This is a genomic window from Desulfomicrobium apsheronum, assembly GCF_900114115.1.
GTDB lineage: Bacteria > Desulfobacterota > Desulfovibrionia > Desulfovibrionales > Desulfomicrobiaceae > Desulfomicrobium > Desulfomicrobium apsheronum.
The window spans coordinates 306,709-322,729 of the sequence record NZ_FORX01000003.1; the positions used below are offsets into that span (position 1 = coordinate 306,709).

Annotated in this window: 12 protein-coding genes; 6 read left to right on the forward strand and 6 right to left on the reverse strand. The window is 59.0% G+C overall.

Translation table 11 applies throughout. The features are described 5' to 3' along the window. The first annotated feature begins 56 nt into the window (after positions 1 to 56). Positions 57 to 1,490 carry a DNA integrity scanning protein DisA nucleotide-binding domain protein gene (locus BMZ40_RS05560; protein WP_092373120.1) on the forward strand — a complete coding sequence of 478 codons (1,434 nt, stop codon included), beginning with the start codon at positions 57 to 59 and terminating at the stop codon, positions 1,488 to 1,490. A 4-nt stretch (positions 1,491 to 1,494) separates the two neighbouring features. Here BMZ40_RS05560 and BMZ40_RS05565 read toward each other — a convergent pair whose 3' ends face one another. The 3 genes from BMZ40_RS05565 to BMZ40_RS05575 are packed head-to-tail and all read right to left on the reverse strand — an operon-like array spanning position 1,495 to position 5,609. Further along, positions 1,495 to 3,996 (reverse strand): [protein-PII] uridylyltransferase family protein, encoded by a 2,502-nt coding sequence (locus tag BMZ40_RS05565; protein WP_092373121.1) that lies wholly within the window; start codon positions 3,994 to 3,996, stop codon positions 1,495 to 1,497. A 31-nt stretch (positions 3,997 to 4,027) separates the two neighbouring features. Beyond that, positions 4,028 to 4,366: a P-II family nitrogen regulator gene (locus tag BMZ40_RS05570; RefSeq protein WP_092373122.1), complete on the reverse strand. Its 339-nt coding sequence runs from the start codon at positions 4,364 to 4,366 to the stop codon at positions 4,028 to 4,030. Between the two features lie 25 nt (positions 4,367 to 4,391). After that, complete coding sequence (locus BMZ40_RS05575) at positions 4,392 to 5,609, reverse strand: ammonium transporter (RefSeq protein ID WP_092373123.1); 1,218 nt, start codon at positions 5,607 to 5,609, stop codon at positions 4,392 to 4,394. A 656-nt stretch (positions 5,610 to 6,265) separates the two neighbouring features. Between BMZ40_RS05575 and BMZ40_RS05580 the strand changes: the two genes are divergently transcribed. Further along, positions 6,266 to 7,648 carry an ammonium transporter gene (locus BMZ40_RS05580; RefSeq protein ID WP_092373124.1) on the forward strand — a complete coding sequence of 461 codons (1,383 nt, stop codon included), beginning with the start codon at positions 6,266 to 6,268 and terminating at the stop codon, positions 7,646 to 7,648. Between the two features lie 12 nt (positions 7,649 to 7,660). Then, on the forward strand, positions 7,661 to 8,002 hold the full coding sequence (locus tag BMZ40_RS05585; protein ID WP_092373125.1) for a P-II family nitrogen regulator: 342 nt from the start codon (positions 7,661 to 7,663) through the stop codon (positions 8,000 to 8,002). A 206-nt stretch (positions 8,003 to 8,208) separates the two neighbouring features. Here BMZ40_RS05585 and BMZ40_RS05590 read toward each other — a convergent pair whose 3' ends face one another. Both BMZ40_RS05590 and BMZ40_RS05595 read right to left on the reverse strand, forming a co-directional pair. Continuing rightward, positions 8,209 to 9,561, reverse strand: a complete 1,353-nt coding sequence (locus tag BMZ40_RS05590) for a radical SAM/SPASM family putative metalloenzyme maturase (protein WP_143075545.1) — start codon at positions 9,559 to 9,561, stop codon at positions 8,209 to 8,211. Between the two features lie 9 nt (positions 9,562 to 9,570). Then, a complete protein-coding gene (locus BMZ40_RS05595; RefSeq protein WP_092373127.1) occupies positions 9,571 to 10,995 on the reverse strand; it encodes an aminotransferase-like domain-containing protein in 1,425 nt (474 codons plus the stop codon). A 505-nt stretch (positions 10,996 to 11,500) separates the two neighbouring features. Between BMZ40_RS05595 and BMZ40_RS05600 the strand changes: the two genes are divergently transcribed. From BMZ40_RS05600 to BMZ40_RS05610, 3 genes are read left to right on the forward strand one after another with little or no spacing between them, the layout of a single operon-like run. Continuing rightward, positions 11,501 to 12,223: an AzlC family ABC transporter permease gene (locus BMZ40_RS05600; protein WP_092189736.1), complete on the forward strand. Its 723-nt coding sequence runs from the start codon at positions 11,501 to 11,503 to the stop codon at positions 12,221 to 12,223. Then, positions 12,199 to 12,525 (forward strand): AzlD domain-containing protein, encoded by a 327-nt coding sequence (locus tag BMZ40_RS05605; RefSeq protein WP_092189738.1) that lies wholly within the window; start codon positions 12,199 to 12,201, stop codon positions 12,523 to 12,525. Before BMZ40_RS05600 ends, BMZ40_RS05605 begins: the two co-directional genes overlap by 25 nt. 21 nt (positions 12,526 to 12,546) lie before the next feature. Further along, complete coding sequence (locus tag BMZ40_RS05610) at positions 12,547 to 13,737, forward strand: aminotransferase-like domain-containing protein (RefSeq protein WP_092373128.1); 1,191 nt, start codon at positions 12,547 to 12,549, stop codon at positions 13,735 to 13,737. Between the two features lie 163 nt (positions 13,738 to 13,900). On the opposite strand, the gene BMZ40_RS05615 is transcribed toward BMZ40_RS05610, so the two are convergent. Further along, positions 13,901 to 16,021 (reverse strand): lipase family protein (locus BMZ40_RS05615; protein ID WP_143075546.1); only part of this gene is annotated, 2,121 nt, incomplete at its 5' end.

Consider the following 16,021-nt stretch of genomic DNA (forward strand, 5'->3'; position numbering starts at 1 on the left):
GACCGAAAACCTGGCCTGAGATAGCGAAAAAAGAAAAAAATATCGGAAAAATACTCATGGAAGAACTGTTTTTGATCAAATGCATCGACCAGATTCACGACGGTTTGTGCAATGGGCTGGCCAGATTCTCGGGGCCAAGCCGAGCCGCGCTGATCTATGCATTGAACAGGAACAGCCCGCTGCGCATTTATGACCCCTGCGATCTGCTGCGCGGACACGAGCCGCGTCTGGAAGAACTCTACCTCAGACATGGAAAGTGGATGCAGGACCCTTCCCGGATTGGAAAACATGCTCAAGGAGAGTTCGAAAACCCCGAGCTGGCTGGAATAATCGCCTGTGGTGGCCATTTCCACAACATGTTCTACCAGACATGGTTCAGCGAGCACCATGTGGACATGTGTTCCACCGGGCCCACGCAGCGCTGGCTGGAGTACGCGTGCAGGCTCCTCTCCCAGGATCTGGGAACAAAAAGCATCACGGACCTTGAGACGTCGGGATATGTACTGCAAAATTTTGCGACCCACGCCGTCCGGGATCACATCGTCGACATGCGGAATCTGAGCATGGGTCCGGACACGCGGCTACGCATCTACCCCATACTGGACTCGATCCTGAATATTTCGAAAACGCAGGAAGAAGGCAAATGGGCCTTTGGCGATCTCATCTTCGTCGAGCCCTCTCAAGTGCACAGAATCCATTATCTGGCCACGTTCGGCGATTTCGAAAGACCTGCCATGAAGGATTTCAAGCACACCCGAAAGCTGTTGCAGGCCGTGGAAGGCAACAAGCACAAGCTGGTCAGCAACGGGCAGAAAATCATCGGAATCGGAACGGGAAGGATGCCGGACTTTTCCGTGACAGCGGAATTTCGCGGGAATCATGGCTTCATCAAGGTCCTGGACGAAACCATATGCAGCTTTTCCGACGGCGGTTTCCACTCTTCCACCAGAAGAGCCAATCTGGTGCAGCTTGAAGAGGTGCTGCTTGAACTCAACCTTGATTCGAGCAAGCTCTACACCATCATGAAGGTGGTCAGCACGCTGGTGCGCAGCGCCCAGGAGAGAAAACACGGCTGCGCCCTGGTGCTCGACTTCGGGAGCCCCCTGGCCAACATCTCGGGGCAGCATCTGGAAACGCCGCTTGATCTGAAGCGCCACATGGACCTTGATCTGGCGACCTCGCTGGCCAAAGTGGACGGAGCGCTGCACATAGACATGATGTACCTCAAACTGCACGCATTCGCGTCCCTGCTCGATGGCCGCGCGGTAGCCGGAGAAAACCGCGCCCGTGGAGCCAGATACAACTCCGCCCTCAGATTCACGGCCGAACACGATCAGGTCATCCTGGTTGTGGTCAGCTCGGACCGTCCCATTTCCATCATCCAGCATGGCGCCGAGATCAAGGCCAGGTGCGACTGGGAACCAAGGTACCAATGCCTCTCGGAACCCTTGACCCTGGAAGACTGGATCGGGCAACCCAATCACTCCTAAAACTTCAGGCGTACAGGCTGCGGATGAGCAGGCACAGGGTGCGTTCCAGTGATTCGCACTCGGAGTCGGGAATCTTTTCCCCGCCTTCGCGGATGTGCAGGATGTCCATGGCCTTGTCTTTTTGCGTAGCGATCTTGGCAAAGACGAGGTCAACGCCAAGCCGGTAAAGACAAAGCGAAACCGTGGCCAGAAGTCCGGGCACATCCGGAGCTTCAATGGAAAGCACCGTGTAAAAATCCGAAACTCCGTTGTCGAGGCGGACGCTGACCAGATCGCGATCCAACGCAAAAACCTTCCGGAGCCGTGTGGTGATCTGCACGGGGAGCTGATCCAGCCGATTCTCATCGGCAAGCAGGCCAAAAAGGCTGGATTGAAATGCTTCGACTGTCTGGTCGGCATAGAGCATGTCCAAAGGTTCGGTGACCCAGAACACGTCCACGACCGTCTTGTCATCCCAGACACAAAGTTCCGCCCCAAGCACGGACATCCCGTGCCGAACCAGGGCCGCGCACACTCGGGCGAAGAGCCCGGGCCGGTCGGTGGAGACCAGCGTCACGCGCAACGACCTTGAATGGGGCCTGTGCTCCCACGAAAGGTGAAACGGTCCGCAATCAGGGCTTTCACGAAAAACATGGACCTGTTCGATATGCTCGATGATGCGCTTGGGCGCGGTCTGCATCAGGTATCTGGCGGGCATGACGGAGAGAAAGCGCTCGAAATCGCGGATGGAAAAATGGGAAGGACGGCTGGAGCGCAGGGCATCGCGCAGGGTGCTGAGCCTGTGCACAAGGGTTTCATCGGACATTATTCCATGTTCAAGGACCTTGCGCGTCTTGAAATAGGTTTCCCGCAAAAGATTCTCGATCCAGGGATTCCAGGCCTTGGGCCCGGTGGCCATGGAGTCGGCCCAGGTCAGCAGGGTCAGCAGGTCGAGGCGCCTCACGCTGCCAAGCGTCTGGGCAAGCTCCATGACGACCGACTCCTCTCCCAGATCGTGACGCGTGGCGGTATGCACCAGAAGCAGATGGTGCTCGATCAGAAAGGCGCATTCCTGAACAAAATCATGGTCATACCCCAAACGATCAAGAATGAGGCGCGAGAGACGCGCGCCCTTGACGGCATGATCCCCGTTCCCCTTGCCGATGTCGTGCAGCAGCGCGGCCCAGCGCAGACAGGGATCGCTGCGCAGGGAGTGCAGAAAACCACCCAGAAATTCATGCTCCGGAGTGAAGGCTGCGAGGTTGCGCACCGTCTCGACCAGATGCGGACCGGCGGGAAGCTTGTGATAGGCGTCAAACTGAACCAGATGTTCAATAGCTGAAAACTCAGGCACAAAAAGGTTCAAGAAACCGACCTCAAGCATCTGGTCGAGAGCGTGCCCTGCGTGAGCGCTGCACAGAATCTCTTCAAAACGTGAGACAATGGGCTTCTGCCAGTTCAAATCCCGGGACAAGGCGGGAAAACGGTCCTGGATGATGCGCCGGGTATGCCAGCCAATGGGAATCCCGGTCTGCGCGCTGTGCCTGAACAATTCCAGCACGTTGGCCGGATCGGCGACAAGAATGGAAAAATCAAGGCCAGCCGGGGCGCTGGGCGTTCCGGAAGCAGCGCCTCCGGCAACAACCCGCGCCTTGTCTAGACAGAGTCGGCATAAAAGCCTCGTCTCGGCCATGGCCTTGTGCAGCCCGGAGAGAAACCTTTCCACCGAATCCCTGTCGGTGGCCGGGCCATAACCGATGAGCTGCGCTATCTCGGGCTGCAATTCCAGATGCAGGACATCATTCTTGCGCTTACTGACGCGATGCAGGGCCACTCTTGCCATTGAAGTGAACTCGGCGCTGCGCGACAATGCCTCCTGCTCGGAAGGCGAAAGAAGGGGCAACGAATCCCCACCCATGCGGCACACGGTTTCCAGCCACTGCGTGGTCTGGTGATCGCGCTGCCCTCCCCTGCCCTCCTTGAGATTGGGGGACAAGAGATGCGCGGTATCGCCGAACCGCTCGTGCCGCGCCTCATGACGTTCGGCGAGCCAGAATAAAAGTTCCGCGCGAAGGGGAATGACAAGATCCCGCGCAACGGCGGCCTGAAAATCGGAAAACAGATCCACGGAGCCATAAAGCAGCCGGGCATCAAGGAGCGAGCACAGAACCTCGAAATCGGCGGTGGCCAGCGCGATGGTCTCGGAGACGGTCCTGATGCCGTGCCCGACGTCAAAACCGCTGTCCCAGAGCGGAAGAAACAGGTCCTGGGCCAGAAGCTCGGGATCGGGAGCGCCCGATTCCGGCAGGCAGACCAGTAGATCGATGTCTGAATAAGGGAAAAGCCGGCCGCGCCCATACCCACCAAGGGCCAGGACGAGCGTACCTCCGCCGGAGGCGAGTCGGATCTGACAGGCCCTGCGTACCCAATCATCCATGCGGGCGGAGAACCAGGCAGGAGAATGGCCCGGGGCCGCATTTACGTTGCGGTAAAGGTCCCGGGCCTGGCGTAAGGATTCGATGCTCATGACGAAAATGGGCAGCCGAAGCTGCCCGTTCCTAGAGGGCCGATCCGCCGGACTCTCCGGTGCGGATGCGGATGGCGTTGTCGATGGTGGAGACAAAGATCTTGCCGTCGCCGATCTTGCCGGTCTTGGCGGCCTCCTGGATGACCTCCAGGGTCTGGTCAAGCATGTCGTCATCGATGACGACATCAATCTTGACCTTGGACACGAAATCGACCTGATATTCGGCCCCGCGATAGACTTCCTTGTGGCCGCGCTGGCGTCCAAAACCCCGCACGTCGGTGACCGTCATGCCCTGTATGCCCATGCCCGTCAGGGCTTCCTTGATTTCGTCCAGCTTGTAGGGCCGGGTGATTATTTCTACTCGTTTCATGATTCCTCCTCGAGTGGTTGGCAAATCAGGCCTGGTAAGCGGATTCGCTGTGAATGGCCACGTCAAGCCCGGCCTCTTCCTCTTCTTCGGTGACACGAATGGGCACGATGGCGTTAACGATCTTGAGCAAAACATAGGATACTACAAATGAAAAGGCGCAGGTGGCCACGACGGATACGAACTGAATCCAGAGCTGGCCGGGGTTGCCGTAGAAAAGACCGTTGAAGCCGGCCGGGTTTATGGCTTGGCTCGCGAAAAGCCCGGTGGCAAGTGCGCCCCAGACTCCGCCAACACCGTGAATGCCGACCACGTCAAGACTGTCGTCATAACCGAAACGGGCCTTCAGACTCACGCCGAGGTAGCACAGCACGCCCGCGCCAAGCCCAATGAGCACGGAAGCCATGATGCCGACAAAACCGGCTGCCGGAGTAATGGCCACAAGCCCTGCTACCGCGCCGGAAGCAGCGCCCAGGGTTGTGGGTTTGCCGTGAAACTTCCATTCCGCGAACACCCAGGCAAGCATGGCCGTGGCGGCCGCGATGTGAGTGGTCACAAAGGCGTTGCCGGCCAGGCCGTCGGCGGCCAGGGCGCTGCCGGCGTTGAAACCGAACCAGCCGAACCACAGGAGCGCAGTGCCGATCATGGTCATGGGCAGGTTGTGCGGCAGGAAGGAGCGCTTGCCGTAGCCCTTGCGCTTTCCGATGACCAGGACCGCCGCCAGGGCCGCGCTGGCCGAGCTCATGTGTACGACCGCTCCGCCCGCGAAATCCATGGCGCCCATCTGGGCCATCCAGCCGCCGCCCCAGACCCAGTGGCACAAGGGAGCATAGACGAACGTGCACCACAGGATGATGAAAATGATGAAGGCGGAAAAACGCATGCGCTCGGCAAAAGCGCCGGAGATCAGGGCGGGAGTGATGATGGCGAACATGCACTGAAAGATCATGAAGACCATGTGCGGAAGGTTGGTGGCTATGGACTCGTGCGGTTCCATGCCGACTCCGGCCATGCCCACGAAGTCCAGGCCGCCGATGAGGCCGTTCATATCCGTACCGAACGACAGGGAATATCCCCAGAAAATCCAGACCAGGGTGATGACGCCAAGGGCGGCAAAACTCTGCATAATGGTCCCCAGGGCATTTTTGGAACGGGTCATGCCCGCGTAGAAGAGAGCGAGCCCTGGGGTCATGAACATGACCAGGGCAGCACAAATGATGATAAAAGCAGTATCTGTCGGATTCACAATGCACCTCCATTTTTGTCGGATATGAGCAAGGACGGTGCCACAAGAAAAAATCATTTCATATCGGGGTATTAAGAAAACCGATTGAGCAACCGGAATTCATTTCACTACAATTTCGTACAGAACAAACGACAAATTGTCTTTTTTTGTAAAACTGCGACAACACAGCTGCCGACTAGTTTGTAAAAATGAACAAATTTGTCGGCGAAAAACACCATGTGGAGTGATAACTCGACGGAAAAATCGAAATGAGTGCCCGGACAGTTGCTCCCGCGAGGGACAGCTTTATCAAAAAAGGATTATTCGGTGAAATTTGGCATGCCTGAAAAGAAAATCCTGAACACGACGGCAGCGGAGCGCTCAGAAATCGTGTATCAAAATTGAAAAAAAAATTAATTACCTGAAATAAAATAGAAAACTAAAAATCATCGCAAAACTGGCGTCCGAAAAGCGGGAACACAAAAACACCAGCGCGATATTATACATAAATGTTAATTTATATCGAAGTCTGCCCGGAAAAACGGCTCCAAAAATAACAAATACCGCAGGAGCAAACACATCGAAACACCATATAATATTAAAAAACAAACAGTTAACAACTTTGGCATCCCCTGTGCTTTGTGGAGGTATCAACACTCACCACCACGGAGGTCATCATGTTCGAAGAGAAAAAACAAACAACCGCCCTGCTCAGACCAAAAGTCTGGGCCTTGACCCTATTGCTTGCAACCCTCACCCCCGCCATGGCCTTTGCCGAAGGCGAAGCGCTCTCGCAGGAACACGGCAATCTGCTCTGGACCCTGATCGCGGCCATTCTGGTCATGTTCATGCAGCCGGGCTTCGCCCTGGTTGAAATGGGTTTTTCTCGCGCCAAGAATGCCGGCAACATCCTCATGAAGAACCTGCTCGATTTTTCCGCCGGCGTGCCGGTATTCTTTCTGGTTGGATTTGGCATCATGTTCGGACAGGACATATCGGGTTTCTTCGGTTCCAGCGGTTTTGCCCTGTCCGGGGTCGATCCGACCAGCGCAGCCGGACAATGGGATCTGACATTTCTGTTCTTCCAGTCCGTGTTCGCGGCCACGGCGGCGACGATCATTTCCGGCGGCATTGCCGAGCGGACCAAATTTTCGGCCTACATCATCGTCAGCATAGCGGTCACGGCGCTCATCTATCCGGTCTCCGGACACTGGGCATGGGGCAGCCTCTGGGGTGGTGACGAGCTTGGCGCGGGCTGGCTCGAAGCCATGGGCTTCATCGACTTTGCAGGCTCCACCGTGGTCCACTCAGTTGGCGGCTGGATCGCCCTGGCCGGTGCGATCGTCGTCGGGCCCCGTCTGGGCAAGTACACCGCCGACGGCAAGGCCAAAGCCATCCCCGGGCACAACATCCCCCTGGCCGGTCTTGGCGTGTTCATTCTCTGGTTCGGCTGGTTCGGCTTCAACCCCGGCAGCACCACCACCGCTGACGGCACCATCGGTTATATCGCGGTCAACACCGCCATGGCGGCCTGCACCGGTGCTCTTGGCGCCATGATCTTCGCCTGGATCAAGCACGGCAAACCTGACACCTCCATGTCCCTGAACGGCGCGCTGGCCGGTCTGGTGGCCATCACCGCAGGCTGTTACGAAGTCTCTCCCGTGGGCTCGCTGATCATCGGCTTGCTGGCCGGCATCCTGGTCGTCATTTCCATCGAATTCATCGACCAGGTCCTCAAGATCGATGATCCGGTCGGCGCCTCCTCCGTGCACGGCGTGTGCGGCGTATTCGGAACCATCGCGGTGGGCTTCTTCGCGGCCCCCGGCTACGGCGACAACGTGGGCATCTTTTACGGCGGCGGCAGCGAGATCCTCGTCACGCAGCTCATCGGCGCGGCAGCGGTCTTTGCCTGGGCCTTCGGAGCGGGGCTGGCCCTGTTCACCATCCTCAAGATGACCATCGGCGTACGCGTCACCCAGGAAGAGGAACTCAAGGGTCTCGACATCACCGAACACGGCATGGAATCCTACAACGGCTTCCAGATCTTCACCAACGAATAAGAGGGAAACGCCATGAAACTCATAGTAGCATATATCCGGCCCGAGTGCCTGAACGCAGTCAAGCAAGAGTTGTACGCCAAGAAAATCTACAACATGTCCGTCACCAACGTGCTCGGCAGCGGACGCCAGAAGGGATTCACCGAAACGTACCGAGGCGTGGTCATGGAAGTGAACCTGCTGAAGAAGTTGAGACTGGAGATCGGAGTCAACGACGATTTCGCCGAACAGGCCGTGGAGGCCATTAACGCGGGAGCCCGGACCGGCAAGGAAGGCGACGGAGTGATCTTCGTGCTCGAATGCGCCGCCGCCGTGCGCATCCGCACCCAGGAAACCGGACCTGCCGCAATGGGCTAGCAGGCCGCCCAAAAACGGCAATCTGCTGCGTCAGCGAAAAAAGCCAGGCCGCTTATGTATGCCCAATACACTGCGCGCCTGGCTTTTTTCGCTTCCATGCATCTCACCATTTTTAAGCGGTCTGCGAATTTCAAGAGTTTAAAAAAAACAGCGAACGCAGGTCCGACGCACGACACCGAAGGGAGGCCATCAGCGCCTCCCTTTTTTTATCGCAGACAGGCGAACCCGCCGCCGGACCAGGGACAGATCCCGCAGGGGACGGTCTGGCCGTAGCAGTCACGGTCGAAAGGCGCGGGAAAACCCTGCACATGATCGCACGGGACCACGCTGCAATCGGCGCAGCGGGCATACTCCTCAAGCAGGGCCTCGTCCCGAAAACGGACAAAGTCACCGGACCGCCAAACCCGCAACGGATCATCGCCCGGCACACTCCCGAAGACACGCTGTCTGACACGAACCTCGGAGCCAAGCAGCCAGGCGGAGTAGCTGTGCCACAGATAATAACAGGGAGTCAGCGCCCCATCATAGGCCACAAAGAGGCTCGGATTCTGAACAAACGCACACTCCCTGGGCTCTCGCGCCGCTGTCTCGGGCAGATCAAGACGAATACCCCGCTCCTGCGCGACGTACATGGCGCGGGCGAATGTCTCACGCACGCGCGCCAATCGTTCGAAATCGATGTTCATGGTGTTGGGCAGGCTGAATTGCAGGCCTTGGCTCAGCGCATCCTCCTTCATGGCCAGGATGATATCGACCAACCGCTGCTGCTCCGGAGTGCGGAAAACCGCGTAAAAAGACGTATAGGAATGCGAAACATCCAGTCCTTCTGCAGCAAAGACTTTTTCCCATTCGCGATAAAAATCCAGACAACGCTGCGACACCGGCACGTACAGACTCTGCGGGGCATCGGCGGCGTTGTAGGGCAGAACATGGGACACGATGACAAATTCGACGCCGCGATCCGCGCACCATGAGACCATGTCCGGAAGACTGGCATAATTTTGGGCGCTGACGACGGTTTCCGCACCCAGGGACAAAGGGCGCGCCCCCGGACGAGAGGCTGCGTCGCGCATGAGGTCAAAGGCCTGCCCAACCTGGCCAAGCTCCGATCCGGCCCGAAAGCGTTCCAGCTGGTCCGCGTCGGGCGAATCCACGGAAAAACAAATCCTGTCGAGCCCTGCATCCATGAGCTCCCCGGCCAGAGTCCTGTTCAGGAGCATGCCGTTGGACTGAAAGCCGATGACACAGTCATCAGGCACTTTGGCCCTGGCAAAAGCGATAAACGCGGCCAGCTCCGAATGCATCAGGGATTCGCCGATGCCGTTCAGGTTGAGCGTGTCCAGATGGGGAAAAAGAGGAGCCAGGGCCTCGAAGGTCGCCCTGGACATGAGTGCATCCTCGCAGTCCCAGCCTGTGGAATGCTTGACGCACATGGCGCAGCCCAGATTGCACAGGGTGGCCGGCTCCACATACAGTTTACGTGGAAAAAGGGGGGTGTTCATGGACATGCCCGCTTCCTCGACCAGCAAGGACGCCTCGTCAATATCCCAAAATGACACAAGCGCACCTCACCCTCCGACCATCTCGGCCACCAGACCGCCCAGACGTTCTATCCCAGCCGCCAATTCCGAGGTCCAGGGATTGCCGGAGTTAAGCCGCACATGCCCGGAAAAACGGTCCTGGGTCGAAAAGATGGTGCCAGGCGCGATGCTGATGCCCGCCTCCCTGGCCCGGTACATGAGTTCCACCGAATCCACGCCCGTCGGCAGTTCCACCCACAGCACTCCCCCGCCTTCGGGCCTGCCGACCCGCGTGCCTTCGGGGAAGGTGCGGCTCACGTGCAGCTGCATGGACTGAGTCTGCTCCTGCAAGGCCCGGCGCAGACCGCGCAGATGCCGATCATACCGGCCCTCGCGCAAATAGACGCCCACGGCCTCTTGGGTGAGGGTCGCGGAACAGACGTTGGTGGTGGCCTTGACCTCGTAGGCCTCGCGATAAAACCGGCCCGGCATGATCCACCCGATGCGGTAGCCCGGGCACAGAGTCTTGGAAAAGGACGAGCATAGAACGACCAGCCCCTGCGAGTCGTACATCTTGAAGACCGAAGGGCGGGTCTGGCCGAAATGCAGATCCCCGGCCACATCGTCCTCGATGAGGGGAATCTCCCGCCTGGCCAGCAATTCCACAATTTCACGCTTGGCAACATCCGACGTCAGTGACCCGTCGGGATTGTTAAAATTTGGCGTGAGGATGCAGGACCGGATGTCGAACCGCTCCAGGGCCCGCTCCACGTCGGCGGGGTCCACCCCGTGCCCTGGATGAGAAGGGATCTCGATGGAGCGCACACCCTGATTTTCAAGAAGCTGCTGAAAACAGAAATAGGACGGGGCCTGGATGAGCACGTTGTCTCCGGGGCGGACCAGGCTGCGCACGGCCACGTGCAGGGCCTCAAGGGCCCCGCAGGTGATGATAATCTCCTCGGGCCGCACCGCCAGCCCCGCCTGGGCCGCTCGCAAGGACAGCTGGCGGCGCAGCTCCAGGCTGCCTTCCACGGGCAGATAGCCGACCTGCCGCTTGGGATCTTCCCGCGACAGACGGCCCGCCACCTTGGCCAGTTCGCGGTAAGGCAGCAAATCCTCCGAAGGACAATTGATGCCCAGGGGCACAAGCTCCCGATCGCCCACGGTCTCGAGCACGGCGGAGATGAGCTGACTGCGGTTGACGGTGTGCGGCCGGAGCACGGGCCGGGGGTTGCGCGGCGGAGGCGGCAGCTGCCGCGTGTCGCGCCGCACGAAAAACCCGGACCTGGGGCGCGACTCGATGACCCCTTTTCGCTCCAGCTCGGCGTAGGCCTGGAGTACGGTGCTCACCGCCACCCGGCTGCGCAGGCTGACATGACGCAGGGACGGCAGCCTGGCTCCGGGACCAAGAGTGCCCGAGGCGATCTGCTGCATGAGGTTCTGCTCGATCTGCCGGTATCTGAAATCTTCCATGCAAGTACCCTCGCGCGAGGCAAAGAGAGGAAACACTCCTCCCAAGCTACTGCGTTTTTTGATTATTGCTCTGATCTTGTCCGAACGAGGAGGTATCGGATGCCTTCGCTCAAAAGCATGGATTCCCGCCTTCGAGGGAATGACGCCGGGGACAGGACGGTACATTTCTGCCTTTACATACAACGACGTACCGCAGGGTTTGGCAGGGGCCGGGAGTGGCGGGCCGTCGGCTGTCTGACTGAGTCAGGCTTCGTTTGACGGATCATCGCCTCCCGGACGGAGCGCAGGCCGATGTTCGAAGAAGCGATGATCCGTCTCTACGAGGCCCCTGCCACCCCCCATCTGTAACCTTTCGGCCTTGCCCTGAACGGACCTCCGTGCCAACATCTCTTCCTCGGTTTACAGCCCTCGACCGCCTCAATCTGTTATGCTCGAAATTTATAGAAACTGTATCTGTACTGCAAACAGATTTTGACTAGGTTGAGCCCGAAGAGGATAATCGATTATGAACTGCGCCACCCTTTCATCCACCAGCCGCGCCGAGTCCCCCCTGGTCTCGGCCTTCCGCCAGACCCTGCCCATCATCCTGGGCTATGTGCCCGTGGGCTTCGCCTATGGGGTTCTGGCCCAAAAGTCCGGCCTTTCGGGCATGAACACCATTCTCATGAGCCTTCTGGTCTTTGCCGGATCGGCCCAGCTCATCGCGGTGGGCCTGTTTGCCGCCAAGGCCGCGCCCCTGGCCATCGTGGCCACGACTTTCGTCGTCAACCTGCGCCACCTGCTCATGTCGGCGGCCCTGGCCCCCTATCTGCGCGGCTGGAGCAAATCCCGCCTGGCCCTCTTCTCCTACCAGATGACGGACGAGACCTTCGCCCTGCACGTCGGCCGCTTCGCCAGGGGCGAGACCGGACCGGGGGAAACCTTCGGCATCAATGTCATCGCCCAAAGCGCCTGGGTCGGCGGCACCGTCCTCGGCCTGGCCGCGAGCACGCTCATCACCGACATCCGTCCCATCGGCCTTGATTACGCCCTGCCGGCCATGTTCATCGCTCTGCTGCTCGGCCAGCTCAAGTCGCGGCAACACCTCGCCGTGGCTGTCATCGCAGGCGTCCTGTCCACCGTCCTGATGCTCGCGGGCCTTGACCAGAGTCATGTCCTGGCCGCGACCGTCATCGCCGCAACCATTGGCCTCGGAGTTCACGCATGGACCAGCAGACAATCTTCCTGACCATTCTCGGCATGATGGCCGTGACCTATGTTCCGCGCGCCCTGCCGCTCCTGGCCCTGGCGCAGCGCACCCTGCCCGAGTCCGTCGTGCGCTGGCTGGGTTTCATTCCCGTGGCCGTACTTTCGGCCATGTTGCTGCCGTCGCTTGTAATCACGGAAAAAGGACTTGATTTTTCCGCCGACAACATCTTTCTCTGGGCGGCCATCCCGACCTTTGCGGTCTGCTGGAAAACAAAGAGCTTTGTCGGCGCCATCGTCACCGGCATGGGCTGCGTGGCACTGGGCAGATTATTTTTCGCATAACAACGGCCTCAAGGAGGCACCATGAGTTTCAGATTCACCAAGCGTATCCAGAACACGCCGAAATCCTTCATTCGCGAGATATTAAAGGTCACACAGGATCCAAGCATCACGTCCTTTGCAGGCGGGCTGCCCAATCCAAACCTCTTCCCCATCGAGGCCCTGCAGGATGCGGCCCGCGAAACCCTGGCCACGGCCGGAGCGCGCGCCCTGCAATATTCCACCACGGAAGGATACGCCGAACTCAGGGCCTGGATCGCAAGCCGCTACTCACGCCACGGCGTGACCGTGGACCCGGATCAGGTGCTGATCACCACCGGTTCCCAGCAGTGCCTTGACCTTCTGGGCAAACTTTTCATTGAAAAAGACGACGAGGTCATCCTGGAGCGACCGAGCTACCTTGGCACCATCCAGGCCTTCACCATGTTCGAACCCAAATTCGTGACCGTGGACCTGGAGGAGGACGGCCCCGACCTGAATCAGGTCGAATCGCTGCTGGCAACGGGACGCCCCAAGCTTTTCTATGCCGTGCCCAATTTCCAGAACCCCTCGGGCCTTACCTACTCCAAGGCCAAACGCGAGGCACTGGGCAAGCTGCTGCATAAATATCCCGAGACGGTCTTCATCGAGGACGATCCCTACGGAGAACTGCGTTTTACCGGCGAGCACCACAAGCCGCTCTTCGCATACACGGGCGGTCGCAGCATCATGCTCGGCAGCTTCTCCAAGATCACGGTGCCCGGCTTTCGCCTCGGCTGGATGGTAGCCCCTCCCGAAATCATCCGTCTGGCGGTCAAGGCCAAGCAGGCCGCGGATCTGCACTCCTCGACCTTCAACCAGTTCGTCATCGCCGAGTACCTCAAAAAGCACTCCATCGACGACCACATCGCCAAGATAACCGCCTGCTACGGTTCCCAGGCGGCGGCCATGGTACGGACCCTGGAGCGGGAGGCCCCCGAGGGCGTGACCTTCACCCGCCCCGAAGGCGGCATGTTCTCCTGGGTGACCCTGCCTGAGGGCAAGGGCTCGTGCATGGACCTTTTCAATCTGGCCATCGAACAAAAAGTCGCCTTCGTGCCGGGCATGCCCTTCTATACCGACGGCACAGGCCAGAACACCCTGCGCCTGAACTTCTCCAACGCCTCGGAACAGGTCATCGACGACGGCATCACCCGGCTGTGCCGGTGCATGAAGGATTTCCTGAACGCATCCTAGAACGCCTGCCCTTCCAAACAAAACAGGCCCCGGTCCATCTCTTGGGCCGGGGCCTGTTCTTTTCCCCCTGCTCTTCATGATTCAAGGCTGTTGCGATGTATCATCAGTATTGAGGACGCTGGTCAGCCCCGCGTTTCTCTAGGTTCGGACAATTCAGCGTATTTTATGCGAACGCCGAATTTTCCTGCGCTACGCACTGCCGCATGAAGTCCTCGGCCACGCCCTGAGCCCCCAGCGCCTCCGCCTCGCGAGCGGCCTGGAGGGATCTGGGAGGCAGCCCTTCCTTCATCTCCATTACACTTGAAACCTCCAGCGAAGTCTCAATCTGCCGCGCCCGGCGGGCCTCGTTCTCCCTCGTTTCAACTTCTTTTGCCTGCCGGACCATTTCGCTCAGCCGGACCGTGACGCGGCAAAAACGCCCAATTTCCTTCTCCAGGGCCTGCCGGGGGACGAGGTCCGAAACATGCCTGTCCAGTAGCTCGGCCAAAGTTACGGGGCGCATGTAGGCAAGCAGTTCCTGGTTGAAGTCGTCATTCCGGTCCAATCTGTCGGCAGGGATGTGACTCGACAGCAAAGGGCGTCCCGAGCGGGCGTAATCGTAACGTTGCCGCAGTTCCTGCTGCAGAAAGGGGACATAGTTACTGGCCATGAAATGAAAACAAACTCCGGCCAGATCGGTGAGGCCGTTCAGAGTCTTGAAGGTTCTTCGTATCTCTTTTTCGAAGATTTCGGAGAAGCCATTTTCCGTGGTCTCGTATCCCGACATCTCCGCCGGTCCCCACGGGGCATTGTCGCCCGTATAGCGACGCTTGCGCTCGATGGCGCTCTCCACTTGGTGCAGTCCGTAATCGCCGATCCATGGGGATGTTTTCGATTCGAACTTCGCGAGGCTCATCTGCCGCAGATGCCCGAAATGGCGGTACCCGAAGTCCGCCGGCGGGACGGCGGGGATAATGTCGTTGCGGTACACATGGCGCAAATGCGGCACCAGGTGGTTCCAGTGTCTGGCGAACTCGATGTCGCCGACGCGAGGGCTGGCGTAGGAGTAGAGGGTGACGGGGTTGTCCTCAAACTTCAAGTAGATTGCGCAGGCCAGAAGCGTGGCCACGGCGCCGCCGAGGCTGTGACCGGTAACAAAGATACGTTTGTGTCCACCATCTAGCCCCTCGCCTTTCCCCTCGCAGTAATTTTTTACTGCAGGCCATATATACTCGAAGGCCTGCAAAAACCCATGATGCCCCGAACCGACGCTTGCAAGCGCTTCCGGACAAGGTTGCTTGAAGAATTTTCCGTCCTGAATCAGGTCACGACTGATCAAGCCCTCGGTTCCGCGCACGACAACGAGGATGGTGTCCCTGTTGGTGACCATGAAGGCCTGGCTGTCCGTAGGGTTCTTACTTCTTAATTTGGGTCCCATAAATTGCATGTCATGGTAGTGCCAGGAATAGGGCATCTCGTGCAGTACCATGTCCATCCAGTCCGCGTTGACCCTGTGTGGCCTGACGCGCTGAGTGCGGAGGTTGTCCAGAGTGTGCAGAACCGTGCGGTCATAGGGAGCCCGCTCGCCGTCGGGCAGCCCGGATTTGCTCCTGGTGTCGGGGTCTGCATAAGCCAGGGCGGAGAACGCTGCCAGATTGTTCGCGGTGATGCTATCCCAGTCATCGGCAGCGCCAACCCGAGACGTGACCAAGGCGGGAATCCAGCAGAAAAGCGGCGCGAGTTCCAGCAGGTAGCTCGTCTGCAGGTTGCGGCATTCCGTGCAAAGGCGCTCCTGTTCGGTCAAGAGAAAGCGCATGGCGCAGCGCTGCTTGGGCCGGGTCTCCTCCATTCTGTCCTCGATCCGCTCCACCCTTTGGGGCAGGTTGAGGGTGCCGTGGCTTACGCGATGGTAGTTCCAGCCGGAGCGAAGCTCCTCGGGCAACGCATGTTGGTTCGGGCGCAGGCCATTGGCGGCCGAGGCCTTGAGCGCCTTGTGCGCGATGATATCCGCCGCCAGGGTCAACTGGTCCCATTCCTCGTCACCGGGGTAGCCGCGAGGCCTGTCCCGTGGATGGGGCTCGAACTCCAGATATGCCCACCCCCGGTCCATTCGGCAAAGGTCGAGGACAGGGGAACCCTTGGCATAGATATACTCGCCAAGCGGTAAGCCGGCGGCATCATAAGCCATGATCCGCAGATCCCCGACCTCTTCGCCGGTCTCGGGATGGACAAGATCGGTGATGGGCGTGTTTTCGAAATCTACGATCTTAAGCCGCAGGCAACGTCTTTTAAAACATCGTATCGG